12 protein-coding genes are annotated in these 21,542 nt (G+C 71.5%); 3 read left to right on the top strand and 9 right to left on the bottom strand.

The window, feature by feature from the left end:
- Positions 1–135: 135 nt before the first annotated feature.
- The 8 genes from ABT063_RS41960 to ABT063_RS41925 all read right to left on the bottom strand — a co-directional run bounded on the left by ABT063_RS41960 (position 136) and on the right by ABT063_RS41925 (position 15,700).
- Positions 136–3,804: a LamG domain-containing protein gene (locus ABT063_RS41960; protein ID WP_351066209.1), complete on the bottom strand. Its 3,669-nt coding sequence runs from the start codon at positions 3,802–3,804 to the stop codon at positions 136–138.
- A gap of 238 nt (positions 3,805–4,042) precedes the next feature.
- Positions 4,043–5,542, bottom strand: coding sequence for a VCBS repeat-containing protein (locus ABT063_RS41955; RefSeq protein WP_351066208.1), 1,500 nt, complete (start codon positions 5,540–5,542; stop codon positions 4,043–4,045).
- A 270-nt stretch (positions 5,543–5,812) separates the two neighbouring features.
- Entirely contained in the window at positions 5,813–10,039 is a 4,227-nt protein-coding gene (locus tag ABT063_RS41950) for an Rne/Rng family ribonuclease (protein ID WP_351066207.1), read from the bottom strand.
- 247 nt (positions 10,040–10,286) lie between these two features.
- The gene (locus ABT063_RS41945) at positions 10,287–11,066 is read right to left on the bottom strand and encodes a TIGR03936 family radical SAM-associated protein (RefSeq protein ID WP_351066206.1); all 780 of its coding nucleotides are present in this window, start codon (positions 11,064–11,066) and stop codon (positions 10,287–10,289) included.
- A gap of 48 nt (positions 11,067–11,114) precedes the next feature.
- Positions 11,115–12,263: a hypothetical protein gene (locus tag ABT063_RS41940; protein ID WP_351066205.1), complete on the bottom strand. Its 1,149-nt coding sequence runs from the start codon at positions 12,261–12,263 to the stop codon at positions 11,115–11,117.
- A gap of 15 nt (positions 12,264–12,278) precedes the next feature.
- A complete protein-coding gene (locus tag ABT063_RS41935) occupies positions 12,279–12,812 on the bottom strand; it encodes a GNAT family N-acetyltransferase (RefSeq protein WP_351066204.1) in 534 nt (177 codons plus the stop codon).
- A 74-nt stretch (positions 12,813–12,886) separates the two neighbouring features.
- Positions 12,887–14,041, bottom strand: coding sequence for a M20 family metallopeptidase (locus ABT063_RS41930; RefSeq protein ID WP_351066203.1), 1,155 nt, complete (start codon positions 14,039–14,041; stop codon positions 12,887–12,889).
- Positions 14,042–14,098: 57 nt separating this feature from the next.
- A complete protein-coding gene (locus tag ABT063_RS41925; RefSeq protein ID WP_351066202.1) occupies positions 14,099–15,700 on the bottom strand; it encodes an AbgT family transporter in 1,602 nt (533 codons plus the stop codon).
- Between the two features lie 114 nt (positions 15,701–15,814).
- On the opposite strand from ABT063_RS41925, the gene ABT063_RS41920 reads away from it, so the two are divergent.
- From ABT063_RS41920 to ABT063_RS41910, 3 genes are all read left to right on the top strand, one after another.
- Complete coding sequence (locus ABT063_RS41920; protein ID WP_351066201.1) at positions 15,815–16,903, top strand: Lrp/AsnC family transcriptional regulator; 1,089 nt, start codon at positions 15,815–15,817, stop codon at positions 16,901–16,903.
- Complete coding sequence (locus tag ABT063_RS41915; protein ID WP_351066200.1) at positions 16,900–18,297, top strand: M20 family metallopeptidase; 1,398 nt, start codon at positions 16,900–16,902, stop codon at positions 18,295–18,297. Before ABT063_RS41920 ends, ABT063_RS41915 begins: the two co-directional genes overlap by 4 nt.
- Before the next feature lie 150 nt (positions 18,298–18,447).
- The gene (locus ABT063_RS41910; protein WP_351066199.1) at positions 18,448–19,113 is read left to right on the top strand and encodes a hypothetical protein; all 666 of its coding nucleotides are present in this window, start codon (positions 18,448–18,450) and stop codon (positions 19,111–19,113) included.
- Between the two features lie 183 nt (positions 19,114–19,296).
- Here ABT063_RS41910 and ABT063_RS41905 read toward each other — a convergent pair whose 3' ends face one another.
- Positions 19,297–21,357 (bottom strand): restriction endonuclease, encoded by a 2,061-nt coding sequence (locus ABT063_RS41905; RefSeq protein WP_351066198.1) that lies wholly within the window; start codon positions 21,355–21,357, stop codon positions 19,297–19,299.
- Positions 21,358–21,542: the final 185 nt, after the last annotated feature.

Here is a 21,542-nt window from a genome sequence, read left to right as displayed (position 1 = left end):
TCCCAAACCCCCTGGCGGCGCCCCGTAACTAGAACCCAAAAACCCCGTGAGGGTCGTTCACCGTTGGGGGTTTTGGGTAACGTGGGGGGGGGGGGGGCGGGCCCCCCCCCCCCACACCTCAGAAGTGACAGTCGGTCACATGTCGGGGACGGCCGTCAGCGCCGCCATCTGCTGCACCGCGACCTGGTCGGCCGCACCGCTGTACACACGCACCTCGTCGATGGCGCCGGCGAAGTACTCGCTCGCGCCGCGCAGCGAACGGCCCACCTGGAGACCGCCGGTGGCGGACCAGAGCGTGTCGTCCTTGCCGTAGGCGCCGGCGACGAGCTGGCCCTCGACGTACAGCCGGATCGAGTTGGCGAAGGCGTCGTACACGACCGCCAGGTGCTGGCCGGAACCGCCGGTGTCGGGCAGTTCCTGGTCGTCGGTGAAGGTGACGACCGAGGGGGCGGCCACGTCGGTCTCCGCGACGGCCAGCTCCCACTGGCCGGTGGTCGCCTGGTAGCGGACCTGGACGCGGTTGGCGTTGGCGCCCGGCAGGGACAGCACCGTCTGCGACTTCTCCGGGTCCAGCGAGGTGAGCTGGGCGCGGGCGGTCACGGTGAAGCTGCTGTTGCCGGTGACCGGGGCGGTGGCGGTGGACGCGTAGTCCCCGTCGCCGTCCAGGACCAGGTTGCCGTCGCCGACCAGGGCGGCGGTGTCGAACAGCGGGTCGGCCGGGCGGTAGATGGAGGCGTTGCCCGCCAGGGTCAGTGCCTGGCCGCCGCCGGTCTCGGTCACCGAGCCGTTGGTGGCGGAGTCCAGCTGCCAGTAGCCCTTGCGCACCGGCTTGATGGTCATCAGCTCGGCGACCTGGCCCGTCGGCAGGACGCGGTCGAAGACACGCACCTCGGCGAGGTCGCCCGTGAAGTGGTCGCGGTAGCCGCTCTTGGCCGTGGCCCGGCCGATCTGCAGCGGTCCGTACGACTTCCAGGTGGAGCGCCGGGTGGCGGAGCCCTTCAGGTCCTTGTTGACGTACAGCTGGAGCTGCGGGCCCCCGCTCTTCTGCGCGTCGTACACGCCGGTCAGCAGCACCCACTGGTCCTTGACCACGGACACTCCGGTGGAGACGGCCTGCCACTCGCCGAGCGAGTCCACGTCGTTGACCGGGACGGAGAACTTCCAGGTCTGCGCGGACGCGTCGTAGCCGAGGGTGAAGCCGGGCTCGCCGGTGCCGTCCTGGCTGACGACCGTCATGTTCCTGTCGAGCGCGGTGGGCCGTACCCAGGCGCTGACGCTGAAGCTCTTGGCGGTGTCGAGCACGGTCTCGCTGGTGTCGAGGTACGACTCGGCGCTGCCGTCGAAGCGGGCCGCCTTGTCGACCTTGCCGCCCGGGCCGTCCGCGCCGAAGGTCACGGCGCTGCCCGCGGTCGCCGAGAACTCGCCGCTCTCGTCGTGCGCCCCGGTGTCACCCGCCTGGTCGGCGAGGTTCCACTGGGCGACGACCGGCTTGCCCTCACTCACCAGGAAGTCGTAGAGGGTGCTGCTGGCATGCGCGGCCTTGTCGATGGCGACCACCTCCAGCACCTGCCGGCCGGATCTGGTCGGCATCCACTGGACGGAGATGGAGCCGCCCGGCGAGGTCGGAGTGGCAGTGGTCATCGCGGCGCCGTTGAAGGAGTACTGGTACTTGACGACGTCGGTGTCCGGGATGGAGTCGTTGGGATTGGGCGAGAAGGCGAAGGTGCCGTAGGTGCCCACGCCGTCGTGGTAGACGGTGTCGGACGGGTACTGCTTGGACAGCACGAGCGGCTTGCCCGGCCAGGTCTTGTCGTAGATGAACTCACAGCGCTGCGGGGTGTCGCCGTCGTAGCTCCACGGGCCGTAGCCGTCACCGTCGTAGGCCCGCGCGCTCCAGTAGATGACCGTGTTCTGCGGAATGCCCGTGACGGTGTGCTCGAACTTGGTGCTGGTGGTCGGGGAGAGCCAGTCCTTGGTGAGGTAGGTGTAGGACTTGGCCGCCTTGGTGGTGGGGTCGGTCCAGTCCACCTTGAACTCGACCTTCACCTTGTCGGTCCGGCCGTTGCCGTGGTCCGGGTCGCTCGCGATGGCCTTCAGCTTCGGCAGGCTGTCCGTGTAGGCGCGCCCGGCGCCCCACTTGCAGAGGCCACCGGGGTCGGTGAACATGTCCGCCGTCTTGATCTGCCGCGGCAGGTTGTTGTACTTGATCGACAGGTACGCGTTGCCGCAGATCCGCTTCCACTCGGCGAAGCGGGACTCGTCGGCGGCCCGCAGGCCCAGCGTCATCGAGTTCCAGTCGTTCGCGGCGGCCGTCTTGATCTCGCTGGTCAGCTCGCCGGTCGTGCCGCTCTCGAAGTGCAGGTTGGCCTGGCTGGAGCAGGAGGTCGGGGAGATCGCCTTGTCGACGGTCCCGATGTGGTCGTCCCAGTCGTCCTGGGTGTTGGACCAGTTGCTGGACGAGTTGATCGTGTAGTTCTTGGCACCGATCCGGTAGAGCCGGATGGGCTCCGCGGTCGGGCTGGCGCTGTAGATGTGCTCGACCCGGGCCGAGAAGCTCGCACCGAGGATCTGCTTCCCCTTGTAGAAGGACAGCGGCATGGTGAACAGCACCCGACGGGTGCCGACTCCGTTGCAGGAGACCGGGTTGTAGTCGGTGGGGCACTTGCCGACGCCGGCGCTGCCGGAGTACTTCCAGTCCTGCTCGCCGGGCATCCCCGACATGACGCCGGTCCACGCGGTACGCGAGGTGGTCCGCGGGATCGGGTCGATGACGACGGGGAAGACGGTGTCGTCGCCCTTGAGGAGCTTCTGGTCGGGAACGAGGCTCAGCTTGTCCTTGCTCACCTCGACACCGAGCGGGGCCACGCGTCCGCCGCCGCCCGGGCCTTCCAGGGCGGGCTCGGGGGCCTCGGCCTGAGGACCGACCGTGGCGGTGGCGCCCGCGGCGGTCTCGGCCGCAGCCGTCTCGGCCGCGGCGGTCTTCAGTGCCTTCGCCACGGCCTTGGGGCCCTGCTTCCTGGCGGCGGCCTCCTCGACGGCGGCCGAGTCCCACATGGCGGGCTTGCCCGCCTCGAAGACGGTGCCGCCGACGGCGGAGTCCTCCGCGACGATCGCCCCGTTGGCATCCTCCGCGACCTTCAGACCGTCGGTCGTCATGCCGAGATCGAGCTTGGCCAGCCTCGGGTCGGCCGCCGCCTCGGGCGTCTTGACGACCAGCAGGTGACCGAAGCCGTCGGCCTCGGCCCGCACGGTCAGGTCGACGCCGGGCATGACCTCGGCGTAGGTGGCGCTCTCCCCCTCGACCCTCGGGGCGGGCAGCTTGCCGTACGGCCAGGTCAGGGCGAACTCGCGGCCCGCCCGCCGCATTGTGACGAAGGGCTTGCCGGCCTGGCCGGCGGAGAAGGTCAGGTCGACGGTGGCGGCCTTCGGCCCCCAGGTGCCGTCGGCCCGCTTCACCAGCGTCGCATCGACGTCGACCCACTTGCCGCCCTGGACCGTGCGGACGGGCTCGGTGTACTCGCGGGCCGTGAAGGTGCCGTCGGGCTCGGCGAAGATCTCCCTGCGCTCGGTGCGCAGTCCGACGATCTCGGTCTTCTTGCCGCTCTCCTGCGCGGCGGCCATGGCCTGCTGCTCGGTCTGCATCGGCTGGTCGGCGGCGACCGGCGCCTGGTCCTGCGCCTGAGTGCCACCGCCTCCCGGAAGGACCGCCAGGCCGCCCGCCACCACCGCGGCGGTGACGCCGGCCGCCACGGCGGCACGCAGCAGCATGCCTCGCCGTATCGGTCTGTGTCTGTCTGCGGACACGCGTCCACTCTCCAGTCGGTTCATGTCAGTCTCGGAAGTCGTGTCGTCGCCGGAACGCCCCGCCCGGATCCGTCACGGGGTCGACGAACCGTCGTCGGACCGTCGGCCGGCGGGCGGCGCCATCCGCAGGAGTGACTGCGGATGGCGGCGCCTCACCGGGCCGTGCGTCGTCGCGGTCGTCGGAGATATGTGTCCGGCGCGTGTGGATACGCCTGGATACGTACGGCTGGTCGCGTCGTCAGCGGACCGTGGCGCCGAACGCGACACCGCCGGCCGGGATGCCGCCCTCACCGGGCCTGAACGTCTGGGTCGGCGCGCCGCCGAAGCCCACGCCCCACGGGAAGCCGTAGACCGCCCGGCCCTCGGCGGGGCCGTAGGGCACCCCCACGTACAGCAGCGAGGGAGTGGCGCCCAGGGCGAGACCGGTCAGCATGCGGGGCGCGACCACGGACCCGATGCCGTACCCGGGGTCGATCCAGACGTCCGAGGCGCCGGGCGCGCCGACCAGCGGGACGATCTGGACGCCGCCCTTGTCCGAGTGCTCCTCGGAGGACTCCTCGCCGGGCACGCCGATCGCGAGCCTGGTGGTGGTTCCCGTGGAGGCCGCGTTCGGGGAGGTGTTGACGGCGGCGAGCCGCCGGCCGAAGAAGTCGCCGGGCTCCGTCTCGCCGTCCACGTCCGCGATGTTCTGGTCGATCCACGCGGTCTCGGTGTAGGTGCCGCCGGCCGTGAGCCGGAAGACCTGGACGGCGCCCGCGTCGACGGTCGTCGACAGGTCCTCGCCCGGGACACCGACCGCGAGCAGCGACTCGGTGGTGGAAGTGGCGCCCGAGGGCCGGTACGGGACCATGGCGAGCGCGGCGCCGAACTGGTCGCCGACCTCCTCGGCCCCGCTGATCGCGTCCTGGTCCTGGCCGAGTCCGCCGAGCGGCTTCGGGTAGCCGGAGGTGAGGGTGTGGTTGAAGAGGGCCGCGCCGCCGGCGAACGTCGTGGTGCCGAGCGCCTCGCCGGGCGTGCCGACCGCGAAGTGGGTCGGGGTCGCGGCGAGCGTGGAGCCGAAGCGGTCGTCCTGCTCGGCCACGCCGGCCACGGCTCCGGCGTTGTCGGTGTCCTGGCTGACGAAGACGACCGTCTGCGCGGTGCCGTTCACGTAGTAGAAGGCGCCGGCGTCCTCGACGGTTCCGATCGACTCGCCGGGGGTGCCGATCAGCAGATACGGCTGTCCGCCCGAGGTCTTCCCGGCGGCGACCGCGTATCCGACCCAGTCGCCGGCCTCCGGGGCGCCGCCCATCGGCTTGTCACTGCCCTGGAGGAGTTCCTTCACGGCCTTGCTGCCGGCGCCCAGCCCGGCCGTGGCGCCGTAGACCACGTGGACCGCCCCGGAGTCGGCCACGGTGCCGATGTCCTCGTACGGCGAGCCGATCACCAGATCGCTGCAGCCGTCGAGGTCGGCGTCGTAGACGGCCAGGGCGTGGCTGTACTGGTCACCCGCCTCGGGGACGCCCGGTATGCCCGCCGTGGACTGCGAGAGGGTGAGCGTGCCCTTGCCGCCGCCGTAGACGACGTGCACCACACCCGCCTTCGCCACGCCGTCGACGGTTGCCTCCGGGTCGGCGATGGCCGTGTCCCGGACGCCGTCGCCGTTGAAGTCCGACTCGGTTCCCGAGGGACACGCGACGGCGGCCGCGGCGGGTGTTCCGCCGGTTCCGACCCCCCACGCCAGCAATGTCCCTGCCAAAACGGCGGCAGCACTGCGCCGCCACATTTTCCCCGCCCCTGCCACAGAAACCCCGTGAGTAAAGAAGATTTAAAGGTCAGGGGATCTTTTCTTCACTTGAAGTGCACACGCAATACCTTTCCGCGTTCTCATGGAGTGACAAAAATCATACGAATCCCACCTGTCACTCACTCCTCCTGCACATCTCTCACACGCACACGCAGAAGCGCGGGACACCCGTTCGGGTGTCCCGCGCTTCTGCGCTCCGGCGCGCCTACCGGCTGAGGCCGGTCAGTCCTCCGAAGAGGCCGAGACGGAGGCGGACGGCTGCTGCTCCGCCGCCGCGGTCTTCTTCGACGCCGACTTCTTCGCGGCCGTCTTGGTGGCGGTGGTCTTCGCCGCCTTCTTGGCCGTCGTCTTCTTGGTGGCCGTCTTCTTCGCCGCGGTCTTCTTGGTGGCGGCCTTCTTCGCCGTCGCCTTCTTGGCCGTCTTGCGGGCCGCCGTCTTCTTGGCGGGAGCCGCTTCCTCGACGGTCTGCTCCGTGGCGGCCGGTGCCTCCTCCGCGGCCGTCGGGACGACCACGACGGCCGCCTCCTCGGACGCGGTGGGCGCGGTGGCCTGGCGGACGGCGCGGCGCCTCGGGCGGGCCGGGGCGGCGCTCTCGGCGGGCGCCTCGGCCTGCTCGGCCGGGGCCTGCTCGACCTGCGGTTCGGGCTGCGCCTCCGGCGTCGGCGCGGTCTCGGCGACCGTCACCACGGCCGCCTCGGCGCCCGGGGGCGAACCGGCCGGCGCGGACACCTTGCGGGTGGCGCGGCGGCGCGTACGGCCCTTGGGAGCGGCCTCCTCGGCGGTCGGAGCCGGAGCCTCGACCACCGGGTCCTCCACGGCGACGGGCTCGGCGTGCGCGACGGCGGCCTCCTCCGGCTGCACCGGTCGGGCGGTCTCCTCCTCGACGGTCACGTCCTGAGCCGTGGGAACCTCGGCCCGCTTCTCCTCGCGCCTCGGCGCGCCCGCCGGAGCCGACGCCCGCCGGCTCGTCCGGCGACGCGTACGGCCACGCGTGGCCGCGGCCTCCGCCTCGGCGACGCTGCCGTACAACTCCTCGTCCGGCGCGAACTCAGGCTCGGGCAGCGCGATGGGCTCGGCGGCCTCGGCGGCCACCTCCGCGACGGTCTCCTCGGCAGCCTCCACGGCCGCCACGGCCTCGTGCTCGGGCACCTGCCCGTCACCACCGCGCCCGCGCTTGCGGCGCTTGCCGCCGCCTCCGAGGGCGGTCGGCTGCTCCATGTGCACGATGACACCGCGGCCGTTGCAGTGGACGCAGGTCTCGGAGAACGACTCCAGCAGCCCCTGCCCGACCCGCTTGCGGGTCATCTGCACGAGGCCCAGCGAGGTCACTTCCGCCACCTGGTGCTTCGTACGGTCCCGGCCCAGGCACTCGAGGAGGCGCCGCAGGACAAGATCCCGGTTGGACTCCAGCACCATGTCGATGAAGTCGATGACGATGATGCCGCCCAGGTCGCGCAGCCGCAGCTGGCGCACGATCTCCTCGGCCGCCTCCAGGTTGTTCCTGGTGACGGTCTCCTCGAGGTTGCCGCCCTGACCGGTGAACTTGCCGGTGTTGACGTCGATGACGACCATCGCCTCGGTCCGGTCGATCACCAGCGAACCGCCACTGGGCAGCCAGACCTTGCGGTCCAGCGCCTTGGCGAGCTGCTCGTCGATCCGGTACGTGGCGAAGACGTCGACCTCACTGGTCCACTTCTGCAGCCGCTCGTCGAGGTCCGGCGCGACGTGCGCGACGTACCCGTGGACGGTCTCCCAGGCGTCACCGCCGCTGACGATGACCTTGGAGAAGTCCTCGTTGAAGATGTCGCGCACGACCCGGACGGTCATGTCCGGCTCGCCGTACAGCAGCGTCGGCGCGTTGCCGTTCTTGGCCTTCTTCTGGATGTCCTCCCACTGCGCCTGCAGCCGCTCGACGTCCCGGCGCAGCTCGTCCTCGCTCGCGCCCTCGGCGGCGGTGCGCACGATGACACCCGCGTCCTCGGGGACGATCTTCTTGAGGATGGTCTTCAGCCGGGCCCGCTCGGTGTCGGGCAGCTTGCGGCTGATGCCGGTCATCGAGCCCTCGGGCACGTAGACCAGGTAGCGGCCGGGGAGGGACACCTGGCTGGTGAGGCGGGCGCCCTTGTGGCCGATCGGGTCCTTCGTCACCTGGACGAGCACGGACTGGCCGGACTTCAGGGCGGACTCGATGCGCCGCGGCCCGTTGGCCATCCCCAGCGCCTCGAAGTTGACCTCACCGGCGTACAGCACGGCGTTGCGGCCCTTGCCGATGTCGATGAAGGCGGCCTCCATCGACGGCAGCACGTTCTGCACCTTGCCGAGGTAGACGTTGCCGACGTACGAAGTCGACTGCTCCTTGTTGACGTAGTGCTCGACGAGCACGCCGTCCTCCAGGACGCCGATCTGCGTACGGTCGCCGTGCTGGCGGACGACCATCACCCGCTCGACGGCCTCGCGCCGGGCCAGGAACTCGGCCTCGGTGATGATCGGCACGCGCCGACGGCCCTGCTCACGGCCTTCCCGGCGGCGCTGCTTCTTGGCCTCCAGGCGGGTCGAGCCCTTGATGGACTGCACCTCGTCGGACGGCTCGGCCTTCGGGCGGGGCTCGCGGACCTTGACGACGGTGCGCTCGGGGTCGCCGTCACCGGGCTCGGCGTCGACGGACGTGTCACCGGCCCGCCGACGACGGCGCCGACGGCGACGGCTGTTGGTGGAGCCGCCACCGGACTCCTCGCGGTCCTCCGCGGTGTCCTCGGCGTCCTCGGTGTCTTCCTCGACCTGCTCGGCGGTGTCCTCGGCGTCCTGCGCGGCCTGAGCGACCTGCGCGGCGGCGAGGTCCTCGCTGTCGGACTCCTGGGCCTCGCCCGAGTCACCCTCGGCGGACTCGCCCCGGCGACGGCGACGGCCGCCCCGACGGCGGCGACGGCGCGAGCCGGTCTCCTCGCTCTCGTCACCCTCGACGGTGTCCTCGGCGGACTCCTCGGCCTCCTCCGGCTCCTCCTCCGCGACGGCGGTCTCGGCGGCCCGGGCCTCGGGCTCCTGCGCCTGGTCGGAGCCGCGCCGACGGCGGCGACGCCGCGCCCCGGCCTGCTCCTCGGGGTACTCCTCGGTCTCCTCGACCACCTCGACCACCTCGACCTCCGCCTCGGCGGCGGCCTGGGCTGCGGCCCGCTCCGGCGTCTGGAACTGCGGCTCGGTGAAGACGGGCGCCTGGAACACGGCGACGGCGGGCGGCGCCGGCCGACGCGGAGCCTCGTCCTCGGCAGCCTCGGCGCCCTCGGCCACGGCCGACCGCGCGGGCTCGGCGAACCCGGTGGCTGCCTTGCGCGCGGCCCGACGACGCCGACGCGGGGCGGCTTCCTCGACGGGAGCCTGCGGCGCCTCGGCGCTGGGCTTGCTCTCCACGGAAGCGGGAACCTGCGGCTCCTGCGGCTCCTGCGGCTCCTGCGGCTCCTGGGCGGTCTCGCCCGCGAGGGCGGCGGGGTGCGCCTCGGGCTCGAGCGCGCCCGTCACCGCGGCCGCCTCGACCGACTCGGCCTCGGTGCCGGCCTCGGCAGGCGCCGCGACGGGCGCGGACACGCGGCGGGAGGCGCGTCGACGGGTACGACGCGGAGCGGCGTCGTCCGCAACCTCAGCGGATGCGGGCTGCTCGGTGGCGGGCTGCTCGGCGGCCACGGCGGCGGTACCGGTCGTGAGGTCCACCGGCTCACCGGCGCTCTCGGCCGTCTCGGCGGCCTGCGCCGCCTCGACCGTCTCGGTGGCGTCGGCCGTCTGCGGCGCACCGGCGGGCGCGGAGGCGCGACGGGAGGCACGCCGACGCGTACGGGCGGCGGGGGCCTCAGGGGCCTCGGCCGGGGCCTCGGCGGCAGGTGCTTCGGTGTCGGCGGTCGCGGGCACGACTGTCTCGGCAGCCTCAGTGGCAACAGGCGCAGCGGCAGGCGCGGACACCCGACGCGTGGCACGCCGACGCGTACGAGGCGGCGCGGCGTCCTCGGATGCCGTCTCCGTCTCCGCGACAGGCGCGGTCTCCTGCGCAACAGCGGCAGCGGGGGCAGCCGGGGCACTCACAGCCACAACAGTCTCAGCGGCCTCTGCGGCAACAGGAGCAGCGGCAGGCGCGGACACCCGACGGGTCGCGCGGCGACGCGTACGACCGACAGGCGCGGCCTCCGAAGCGGCCGGGGCCTCGTCGGCCCCTTCGGCCTCGGCACTCTCGATGCCCTCGGCGGCCTTGTCTTCCTCGTCTGCGACAGGTTCGGTGACAAGCTCCTCGGGCTCCGCGGCCGCTACGGCAGTAGCGACGGTCTCCGCCGGCGTCTCGGAGGACTCGGTCGGCGGACCCGCCGGCCGGGAAGCGGCACGGCGCCGACGACGCGGCGGCAGGGTGTCGCTGGGTGTGTTCACTTCGGAGCCCATGGCGGACTCTGTGGGTTCGGTCGGTTCGAGCATGCGGGCGTTTCTCCCGTCAGGCTCCCGGGCGCCGCACCTGGTCCGGCGATGGTGCCGGTGACGTCCGCGGCTCGCGCTGTGCGCGGTGCCGCCGTCCGGGGCGCGGGCGCCGCACGGGAGCTCTCTGTGTCCTGTCTCGCCGGTTCCGTACGCCGAATGCGCACGGCCTGGCGAAAGTCTTCTGGTAGGTGCGCTGCCCGACCCAGGTGGCTCCCGAGTCCCAGGGCGGCGCTTACGACGTCCGTCCCTACGCGGAACCTTCCGGCACCAGCGCCGTCGCGGCGGCAGCGTGAGCGGCCGTCGAGAGGGCCACCGCTGCCTCGCGGTCGGGCGCGAGCGGGTCGGTCACCGTGCCGGTCTCTTCATCGAACAGCCCCTGCGCCAGCCTGGTCACCGCAGCGGGGACCGGCGGCGCCAGGTCGGCCACGGCGCGGAGACCGGACAGGACGTCGTCGGGTCGTACGGCAGGCGTCACGTGCCGAACCACCAGCCGCAGTATCGCACAGGGCTGGTCGGTCGGCCTATCAGCCTGCGAACCATGCGTTTCAAGCTGCGAGACCGCCGGGCGGGCGTCGAAGGTCCGGACGCCGTTCTTTGTCTTGCGCCGGACCTCGACCGACTCGGCGGCCTTGAACACCGCGACCGCGCGCTCGGCCTCCGCCGGGTCCACGCCGTCGAGCCTGAGCTCCCACACGGAAGCCGTCAGCCGGTCGGCGAGACCCGAGGTGCGGGCCTCGACCGCGTCGATGACGTCGAGCCCGGCGGGCAGCGACTCGTCGAGCAGCACCCTGAGCTTCTCCGGGTCGCGCGTCTCGGTGAGTGCGATCTCCAGGTACTCCGCCTCACTGCCCGTGCCGGTGGGTGCGGCATTGGCGTACGACACCTTCGGATGCGGCGTGAACCCCGCCGAGTACGCCATCGGCACCTCGGCGCGGCGCAGCGCACGCTCGAAGGCGCGCTGGAAGTCACGGTGGCTGGTGAACCGGAGGCGGCCGCGCTTGGTGTAGCGCAGTCGGATGCGCTGCACCGCGGGTGCGGGCGGCGGGCCTTCGGGCTGTCGCTTGCCCAGTGTCGTTCAGTCCTTCGTGAGAGCGGTCGTACTGGTACCAAGAGTACGTGTGTCGCGGCCCGTGGGTTCCCGCCGCTCCACCGCCCGCGCCTGCCTCGGCTCCCCGAAGACCATCCGCCGGAAGTCGGCGCGCGCCTGCCGTGCGGACTCGCGGGCGGAGGCCAGGGCCTGCCGGGTGGCCCGGCCCACGCTGCGCGCGGCCTCGGCGGCGGGCCGCAGCACCGCGTCGCGCACGGCATGCCCGACCGGTGTCAGCACGCTTCGGTAGGCCCATCGCACCGGCTCCACGAAGATCCACCGGAAGAGGGTCCCGAGGAACCGTCCGACGGCGAGCGAGATGTGCCCGGCGATCCGCCAGGCGTGCCCCAGCGCCTCCCCGATCTCCCGCCCGACGACGGCGAGGAGGCGCCCGACGGGCACGAGGACCCAGCGCCACAGGGCGAGGGCGGGCAGGACGAGCAGGATCCGGGCGATCCAGTACAGGGCGATCCCGAACCCGGTGACGATCCCGCTCAGGACCCACACGAGGCCCTTCGCGCACCAGGCGATCGCGTGCCCGACGGGCGTGAGGATCCACTCGTACACCCACACGGCGGGGACGACGACGAGATACCGCACCAGCCAGGCCACGACGGCGTAGATACCGACCCCCAGGGCGGCGAGCACCGCACCCAGCCCCCTGAGCACCCACATGAAGGCGTGCCCCACGGGCGTCAGCACGCGCGCGTAGATCCACGCCAGGGTGGCCCCGATCCCCCGGGCACACCACGCGAGGGCGTGCCCGACGGGCGTCAGTACATACCGGTACAGCCAGACGGACGGCACGACGACGAACACATGCCCGAGCCACGCGAGCGCCTTGCCGAGGGGCACGATGACATACCGCCACAGCCCCACGAACGGCCAGACGAACAGCACCCGCCCGAGCCACACCAGCGTCCACGCCAGCGCCCGGCCCACCGGCCGCAGCACGGCATCGTTGAGGAACCGCCCCCCGACGACGAGCGCGTCCCACACCATCCGCACCGGCACGACCAGCACGAGCACCACGATCCGCACGGGCAGACGCACAGCCACCACGAGACACCCCTCGGGCCCCCGTGGCTGGTCGTGCTGCTGCGGTGGCGACGGCGACGCCGGCTTCTCCAGATCCATACCGGCGTAGACGCCTCAGCCGCCCGTCCGGATCCAGTACCGCAGTTTCCCGCCCCGCTCGTCCTCGAATTCTCCACCGCCGGCCTCGATCACCTTGCGGGATCCGATGTTGGTGGTGTCACAGGTGACGAGCACCCGCTCCAGTCCCAGCGCCCGCGCGTGGGGCAGCACCTCCCGGAGCATCGCGGTGGCGTGCCCGCGGCGACGCGCGGTCGGCCGTACGCCGTACCCGATGTGACCGCCGTAGTCGCGCAGCTGGTCCGTCAACCGGTGCCGGATCTGGATACGCCCGAGATACGTGTCCCCGTCCACGTACCAGTACCAGGTGGCGGGCACGAACCCGGCGGGCCGCCGCCCCTCCTCCAGCTCTTCCTCCCGTACGGCGGCCACGTACCGCGCGAATCCCTCGGGCGCGTGCCAGTCGTCGCCGTACACCCGCAGCTCCCGCGCGAGGGTGTCGCCGAAGTACTCCCCGGCGGCGACCTCCTCCCCCACGGCGTCCAGGAAGGAGGTCCGGAACCGGGCATCCGGTGCGACGAGTCGAGGCATGCCCCAGTTTCGCGTGCGGTGCGAGGCCGGGCCACGTGTTTTCCGAGGCCCGGGCCACGTGTTCTCCTGTTCTCCTAGGTCGCGCACGCCGCCAGCAGCCCCGCGATCAGCGCCGTACGCGAAGGCACATGCTCCAGCCGCACATGCTCGTGCCGGGCATGCGCGCCCTCGCCCACCCCGCCCAGGCCGTCGAGGACGGGCCGGCCGAGGGCGGCGACGAAGTTGCCGTCGCTCGCTCCGCCGACGGCGGTCTCCCGGGCCGTGAAGCCGAGGTCGGCGGCGATCGACTGCGCCTGCTTGAACAGGATCCTGGATGCGGGGTTGGGCACCATAGGGGGGCGGGCCCAGCCGCCGGTGACCGTTGCCGTCACCCGGGAGTCGGAGGGGCGCAGTGCGGCGAGGGCGGTGTCGATGCGGTCCGCCTCGGCGGGTACGGCGATCCGTACGTCGATGCCGCAACGGGCCCGACCGGCCACGACGTTGCGTCCCGTACCGCCGCTGATCACTCCGACGTTGACCGTGGTGCCCAGCTCCGGTGAGCCCAACACGACGATCTGTGTGACGAGTTCGGCGAGGGCGTGCACGGCGCTCGCGCCCCGCTCCGGGTCGAGGCCGGCGTGCGCCTCCACCCCGTCCACCGTCAGCTCGAAGATGCCGCCGCCCTTGCGGGACGTCTTCAGCGCCCCCTCGGGTCCGGCCGCCGCCTCGCACACCAGCGTGGCCGCCGCGTCCTCGCTCAGCCGCTCGACGTGCGCCTGGGACACCGGGCTGCCGATCTCCTCGTCGCCGTTGAGGAACAGCCGGACCGCCGGACGCGGCAGATCCAGTTCGCGCAACAGGCGCAGCGCCCACACGGCCTGCATCAGGCCGCACTTCATGTCGAACACGCCCGGCCCGCTCGCCCGGCCGTCCTCGGCGACGTGGAACGGCCACTGGGCGAGAGTGCCGGCCGGCCACACCGTGTCGTAGTGGCACAGCATCAGGACCGTGGCGGGCGAGGTGCCGCGGTACAGCAGTTCCAGCATGTCGCCGTGCGGGCCGCCGTCGTGGCGCCGCGACTCGTCGGGCGGGCCGAGCCGTTCGTACGCCCACGCTTCGAGGGCGGCGAGACCGGCGTTCAGCAACTCCTTGTCGTCGCTGGGTGTTTCGTGTTCGACCAGCATCCGCAGGTCGTCGGTCATCTCGGGCAGGGCGGTGCGGGCCAGGGACTCGATGCGGTGCAGGGACACGGGCAGTTCTCCTCCTACGTACGTCGGCGGCGTCGTCGTCGACGGCGGCGGCGGCGGTCAGCGAACGGGCACCCCCGGCCCGAGCGGGATGCCCAACGCCCACCAGGCGTAGAACAGCAGCGTCCAGGTCACCAGCATGGCCAGGCAGAGCGGCAGGGTCAGGGACAGCAGCGTGCCGATGCCGGCCGAGCGGCGGTAGCGCTGGATGACGCCCAGGGTCATGACGAAGTAGGCACTCATCGGGGTCGCCGCGTTGGTGCACGAGTCGGCGATCCGGTAGACCGCCTGCGTCACCTCCGGCGGGATGTCGAGGAGCATGAACATCGGCACGAACACCGGGCCGACCAGGGCCCATTGGGCGGAGCCGCTGGTGACCAGCAGATTGATCACCGTGCACACGGCCAGGACACCGAGGAAGGCCACCGGCCCGGTGATACCGGCCGATTCGAGCAGGTCGGCACCCCGGATCGCCATGACCTCGCCGACGCCGGTCCACTTGAAGTACGCCAGGAACTGGGAGATGGCGAAGAACAGCACCAGGATCGGCGCCATCTCGCGCAGCCCCTTCGCCATGTGGTCGGGGATGTCCCGGGCGGTGCGCACGGTGCCGACGAGACGCCCGTACACGGCGCCGACGATCAGGAACGCCACCGCCAGGACGACCGCGATGCCGGTGAGCACGGGCGACTGCACGATGCTGCCGCCCTCCCCGCGCAGCGGCGATCCAGAGGGGATCATCACCGCCACGATCAGCGCGGCGTAGACGAGCAGCGCGAGGCCCGCGCGGCGCAGCCCGCGCCGCTCCTCGTCGCGCAGGGTCAGCTCGTCGACGGTTCCCTCGTCCTCCGCGGTCTCGTGCTCCGCGGTCTCGTGCTCCACGCTCTCGTCCTCCTCCGGCATCGCCGCCACCCGCCGGGCGATGACCTTCTCGGTGACGACGGTGACGACGAGTGCCAGGACCACCGAGGAACCGATGGAGAAGAAGTAGTTGGACAGCGGGGTGACGACGTAGTCCGGGTCGATGGTCTGCGCGGCGGCGGTGGTGAGCCCGGCGAGCACCGCGTCCGTCGGGGTGACCAGGGGGCTCGCGTCGTACCCGGCGGACACCGAAACGAACGCCACCACGGCGCCCAGCATCGGACTGCGCCCCACTGCCCTGAACGCCATCGCGCCGAGCGGGACCAGCACCACGTACGCGGCGTCGGAGGCGACGTGCGCGACCATCGCGGAGAAGGCCAGCGTGAACGTCAGCCACTTCGCCGGAACGCGCGCGACGGCGGCCCGCAGCATCGCCGGCAGCAGACCGGACCGGTCGGCGACGGACACACCCAGCATGACGACGAGGATCGTGCCGAGCGGCGGGAACGTGGCGTAGTTGGTGACCGCGTCGTCGATCATCATCCGCAGCCCCTCGCCCGAGACGAGGCTGTGGACGGTCACGGTCTTGTCGGTGGCCGGGTTCAGCGCGGAGGCCCCGGCGGCGGACAGCGCCCAGCTGGCGAGGGCGAGGACGACGCTGAGCACACCGAACAGCCAGAACGGGTGGGGCAGTTTGTTGCCCATGCGCTCGATGCGCACGAGCACGGCGAGCAGTCCGGAGAGTGGCTTCGGGGGCGGATTCGAGGGCGGTTTCGGGGAGCGGGGAGTGGTGGCGGTCACCTCCCCATTGACGACCAACGTGACGGCATCATGCAAGTAAAAAGCTGATGCCGCTTGTATCGTTCGCGTGAAGTCGCTGCTTGACGGATTCATTCCCTGAATGCTTATGGGTGGATGAACGAGATGGACAAGATGGACAAGATGGGCGAGATGGGCGAGATGGGCGAGATATACGGCAGGAAGGCGCTGGACGACGACGACCTGGACCTCGTCGCCGCGCTCCAGCACGCCCCGCGGGCGCCACTGAGCCTGCTGGCCGAGGTGCTGGGCGTCTCGGCGAGCACCGCGGGACGCCGGCTGGCCCGGCTGGAGTCCGACCGGCTGCTGCGGGTGATCGGCCAGCTCGACTGGTCGGTGTCCGGCGAGGGCCACCCCTGGCACGTCTGGGTGACCGCGGAACCCGGCCGGGCCACGGAGGTGGCCCGACGCCTCGCCGACCTGCCCGAGACGAGCCACGTCGCCGTCACCGCGGGCCAGGCGGACGTCTACTGCTCGGTCCAGCCGGCCCGCCGCGACCACACCACCGAACTGCTGGCCCGGACCATCCCCGCCACGCCCGGCGTACGCTCCGCCCGCTCCGAACTGGTCCTGTCGGCCACCACCAAGTCGGACTCCTGGCGCCTGCCCCGCCTGGTTCCCGACCAGGTGGAACAGCTCACCCGGCACGCGGCCCAGGACGAACCCGTGTCCGGCCCGCCCCGCCAGGCCCGGCTCACCGACGACGAACTACGCACCCTCCGCCTGCTCACCGCCGACGGCCGCATGACCGCCGCCCAGATCTCCCGGGAACTCGGCATCGCCCAGTCCACCGCCTACCGCACCACCCAGTCACTCCTCCAACGCGGCCTGGTCCGCCCCCGGGTGGAGATCGAACCCGGCCTGCTCGGCTACGCCCTGGAGGTCGCGATCACGCTGACGGTCTCCCCGAGCGCGATGGCCGAGGTGGCCCGCTCCCTCGCCCGCCACCGCTCCGCACGCTACGTAACGACCACCGCCGGCACGTCCTGCGTCGTCCACCACGGCGTCTTCCGCGACGAGGACGGCCTCGCCGAGTTCCTCACCCGGGACCTGGCCGAGCTGCCCGGGGTGACGTCCTTCGACGTCCTGGTCGTACTGGACGCGCTACGACGGCACTGGCTGGACCGCGAGGACGGCCGCCTGGCCACGTCCGCCAAGACCGACACCGTGAACGGAGACGCATGACGACACGGGACACAGCCATCGCCCGGGCGACCGCCTACTACGACTCCGGCGCGTTCCTGGCCGACCTGCGCCGCCGGGTCGCCTTCCCGACGGTGAGCCAACCGCCCACCGACACGGCGGCACTGGGCGCATATCTGGTGGACGAGCTCGCCCCGGCCGTAAGCCGCCTGGGAGCAACGGTCCGCATCATCGACAACCCCACCCCCGAGGCGGGCCCCTTCCTCCTCGCCCACCGCCACGAAGCCGACGACCTCCCCACCGTCCTCGTCTACGGCCACGCGGACGTCGTCCCCGGCCAGGACGACCGCTGGCGCACGGGCCTCTCCCCCTGGCACCTGGTCGTCGAGGGGGACCGCCTCTACGGCCGCGGCACGGCGGACAACAAGGGCCAGCACACGGTCAACCTGGCAGCCCTGGAACAGGTCCTGACCGCCCGAGGCGGCACCCTCGGCTTCAACCTGAAACTCCTCATCGAGACCGGCGAGGAGTCCGGCTCCCCCGGCCTGCACGAGTTCTGCCGCCGCTTCAAGCACGACCTCACCGCCGACCTCCTCATCGCCTCCGACGGCCCCCGCCTCGCCGCGGACCGCCCGACCCTGTTCCTCGGCTCCCGCGGCGCCGCCAACCTCCGCCTCCGCGTCCCCCTGCGCGACGGCGCCCACCACTCGGGCAACTGGGGCGGCGCACTGCGCAACCCCGCGACGGTACTGGCGGCCGCCCTGGCCACCATGGTCGACGCCCGGGGCCGCATCCTGGTGGAGGGCCTACGACCGCCGACGATCCCCGACGCGGTCAGGGCGGCCCTCACCGATCTCACGGTCGGCGGCGGCGAGGCAGACCCCCGCGTCGACACGGACTGGGGCGAACCGGACCTCACCCCCGCCGAACGGGTCTTCGCCTGGAACACCCTGGAGATCCTCACCCTGTCGGCGGGAGATCCCGCCCGCCCGGTCGGCGCGATCCCGGGCACGGCCCAAGCCGACATCCAGCTCCGCTTCGTGGTAGGCACGGACTGGCAGCCCCTGGAACGGACAATCCGCACTCACCTCGACGCCCACGCCCTCCCCATGGTCGAGGTCGAACTCCTCCAGGCCGTCCCCGCGACCCGCCTCGACCCCGACTCCCCCTGGGTCCACTGGGCCACGACCTCCCTCCACCGCACCACGGGCAAGCCCCCGGCCATCCTCCCCAACCTCGGCGGCACTCTCCCCAACGACGCCTTCGCCGACATCCTCGCCCTCCCCACGGTCTGGATCCCCCACTCCCACCCGTCCTGCCGCCAGCACGCTCCCAACGAGCACCTGTTGGGGTCGGTGGCTCGGGAGGGGCTGGGGATCATGGCGGGGCTGTTCTGGGACCTGGGGGAGCGGCTTCCCGAGGCCTGCCGGACCTGACGTCGGTCGTGACCGCGTGACTGGGTGTCGGTAAGACCACCCCCTCATCCGGTGTCCAGGCCCAGCGACGAGGAGCGCCGACAGCGGCAGCATTCACGTCATCGGGAACACACCGACAAGGAACCCACCACACGGACCCGGGGGACACCCATGAACGAAACCATCGCCAGGCGCCTGACCGGCCTCGCAGGCATCGCCGCAGCGGTCGCCCTCATCGTCGAAGTACCCCTGTACTTCATCTACTCCGGCCCGCCGCCGGACGCGAACGTCCTGACCAGGCTGCTGATCGCCATCGTCGCGCTGGCGTTCCTGATCGTGTTCGTGACGGCCTTCCGGGAGCTGGTCAAGCGGGTGAATCCAACCTACGAATGGGTCGGCACGATGGCCTTCGCCACCGGACTGGTCTACGCGACGATCACCCTGGTCTCCAGCGGGCTGGAAGCCGGCGCGGTCATCGCCGCCGACCACCCGATCGACCCGACCATCACGGTCAGCGGCACCTACATCCTCTACGGGTCGATCAGCCGCCTCATGCTCGCGCTCTTCCTGACCGCGGTGGGCTACGGCATCTCCCGTACGAACCTGCTGCCGCGCTGGACCGCTCGCTCCGCCTACGTCCTGGCAGGGGTCAACCTGGCCTTCGTACCGTCCCTGTTCTTCGGCAACACCCCCGCCAACTTCTACGCGGCCAACGGCTGGGGCACCACCGCCCTGATGGGCGCGATCCTCAGCTACTGGCTGCTCGCCCTGGGCATCTCCACCTACCGCAGCGCCACACGCCGCGCGCCCGCCGGCTCACCGGCCCTGCATCACTGACGCCGCCTGCGCAGAAGCTGGAACCCGTCCCGCCGGAGGCTTGTGGTCCTCCGGCGGGACGGGCGTGTGGGTGCGACCCTGCGCAATCGGAGAGAGCAGCGGCATACCGAATCCGCCGGTGCGGACAGCCGCGGTCTGGGAGTGACTGCGGGCATGCCCGGCATTACGCATGACCCCAGTGCGTTACTCCACTTCGATCCCGTAATCCTGGACGAGCTGCTCCAGACCACCCGTATAACCCTTCCCGCCGAGCACAAAGTCCCAGTCGTCATTCGGCCTGCGCCGGAAGGAGCCGAGCACCAACGCCGTCTCGCCGGAGCGGCCGTCGGAGACCTCAAGCCGACCGACTTCGGTCATCGCCGGGTCCAGCAACCGGATACAGGCATCAGTGAAGCCGGACAGATCCGCATCCGGGTTCACCTCCGGATCAACGGCAGCCACCAGCACCAACCGATCAGCCTCCCCGGGCAGCGCGTCGAAGGAGACACGGATCGCTGCTCTGCCCAGCGCAGCAGCCGACAGTGCGCGTACCGAACCGTCCGGAGTCTGCGGGTTGTTGAAGAAGACGAAGTGGTCCTCGCTGAGGACTCGATTGCCTCGGCAGACGAGCGCGCAGACGTCCAAGGCGACGTTCCCGGACCACGCCATGCCGAGCACGCTGTAGTCATCGGGCGGAGTCGCGGGACCGGACGGCGCCGGCTGCGCGGAGGCGGGTCGCCCGCCCTCTCCCAAGCGTCCACGGAGCCCGTGCCGGTGCAGCAGGTCGACCAGCTCGCCGCCCGAGATCAGCTCCAGCGGCTTGCCACGGGCGAAGGTGTGCGAGCCGGGGCCGAAGCCGGACGTCGTCACCAGAACGCCCTTGTTGGCACCGACGTCCTGGACCGTGCCGTACAGGTCGCGCACCGCGGTGGGCGGCACGGTGTTCCGGTAGCGCTTCACCTGGACGACGATCTTGCCGCCTCGGATGGGAGTCGGGTCCAGCGCGTCGACATCCACGCCACCGTCGTTCGAGCGCTGTGTCGTCACCGCCCGCATCCCCATGGCGCGGAACAGATCGGCGACGAGGGACTCGAAGGCGATCGGGTCCATGTCGTACAGGTCCGGCTCCTCGTGGCCGCCGCCATGGGTGACGACATGGTTTCCGACGTCCTGGGGCCGCCGGCTCGACCGTACGGAGGTGAGTTGGTCGGGCCGGGGCACGAGCTGGCCCCGAAGCGCTTCCGTCAGGCAGCTGGTCGCGTCCACCTGTTCCAGATGCAGGTCGGTGAAGGTTGCTCGCTGAGCCATGACGGTGGCCAGGTAGATGTGGGGCTGTCTGCCCGTCGCGGGGTCGGGAGCGTCGACGAAGCCGTTCAGCGCCACCGAGTCGAGGATGCCGTACTCGTCCGCCGCGAAGAGCTGGTGCAGGACCAGCAGCACGCTCTGCGCCAGCACCTCTCGGTACAGCGCGCGGCGCTGCGTCACGGGACGCGCCGTCTCCTTGTCCTGGTCCTGAGCCGGTACGTACCTCACCGACTTCGCTTCCGGGACGACGTCGTACCCAGGCAGCTCCCAGTCCAGCACCAACTGCCGCGCCGCCGAGTCGAAGGCCGCCGCTACTTGCCGGGGGAAGGCTTCGGGCCAGGCGGTCGACGAGTAGAGGGCGGCCGAGAAGTACTCGACCACGAGTTCGGGGTCGCCCCGCCTGACGCCTGCGGTCGCCTCGGTGATGCCGGCGTTGTGCCGTCGCACCTCGGCTCGTTGCGCCTCAGCCCTTTGCTCGTAGTCCCGCTGGAAAGCGGCTAACTGTTGCTGCCGCTGCGCCTCGGCAGCCTGTGCCCTGTGCCAGTCGTGCTCGAAGCGGGTCCGCGCCTCAGCCTCTGCTTGCGCACGCCGGTTGGCCGTCCAGCCGCCCTGCGCCTGGTACTGACGCGGGTCCGGCATGGGTACAGGCCACGCGAGCCGGCCCGGATCGAACGGTGGAAGGTCTTCCACACGCATCAAGGACGACGCCCTGAAAGCCGGCGCCTGACACCCTTCGGTCAGCAGTCCCTGCAAGATCGCGACCTGCGCGTCCAGCTCTGCCGTCCGTCGCCTGGCCTCCGCCTGCCGGTATTCCCGGTGCCCCTGAGCGGCACGTCGTTGGTAGTCACGCGCCAATCGGGCTTCCTCGCGACGCCGCCTCTGCTCGGCCTCGATCTGGCGCTGGTACTGGCGCTGCGCCTCCGCCCAAGTGTTGACGAAACCAGCAGAGCGACGACTCATGCGCTCAGGCCCTCCCCAGGACGTCGGCAGCGCCGACCAAACGCTGATTGCCCCCGCAACCAGTCGTGACAAACCGACTTTATCCAGCAATCACGGCCCTGGATATCAACTTGCCAAGAGCTACTGAAATCAGCAGTCCGCGCAGGTCACCACCGGTCGCACAGCAGGGCAGGGCCCAGCAAAGG

It is taken from the genome of Streptomyces sp. NPDC002838 (assembly GCF_040295365.1).
GTDB lineage: Bacteria > Actinomycetota > Actinomycetes > Streptomycetales > Streptomycetaceae > Streptomyces.
This window is presented reverse-complemented; position numbering and strand designations above follow the sequence as displayed.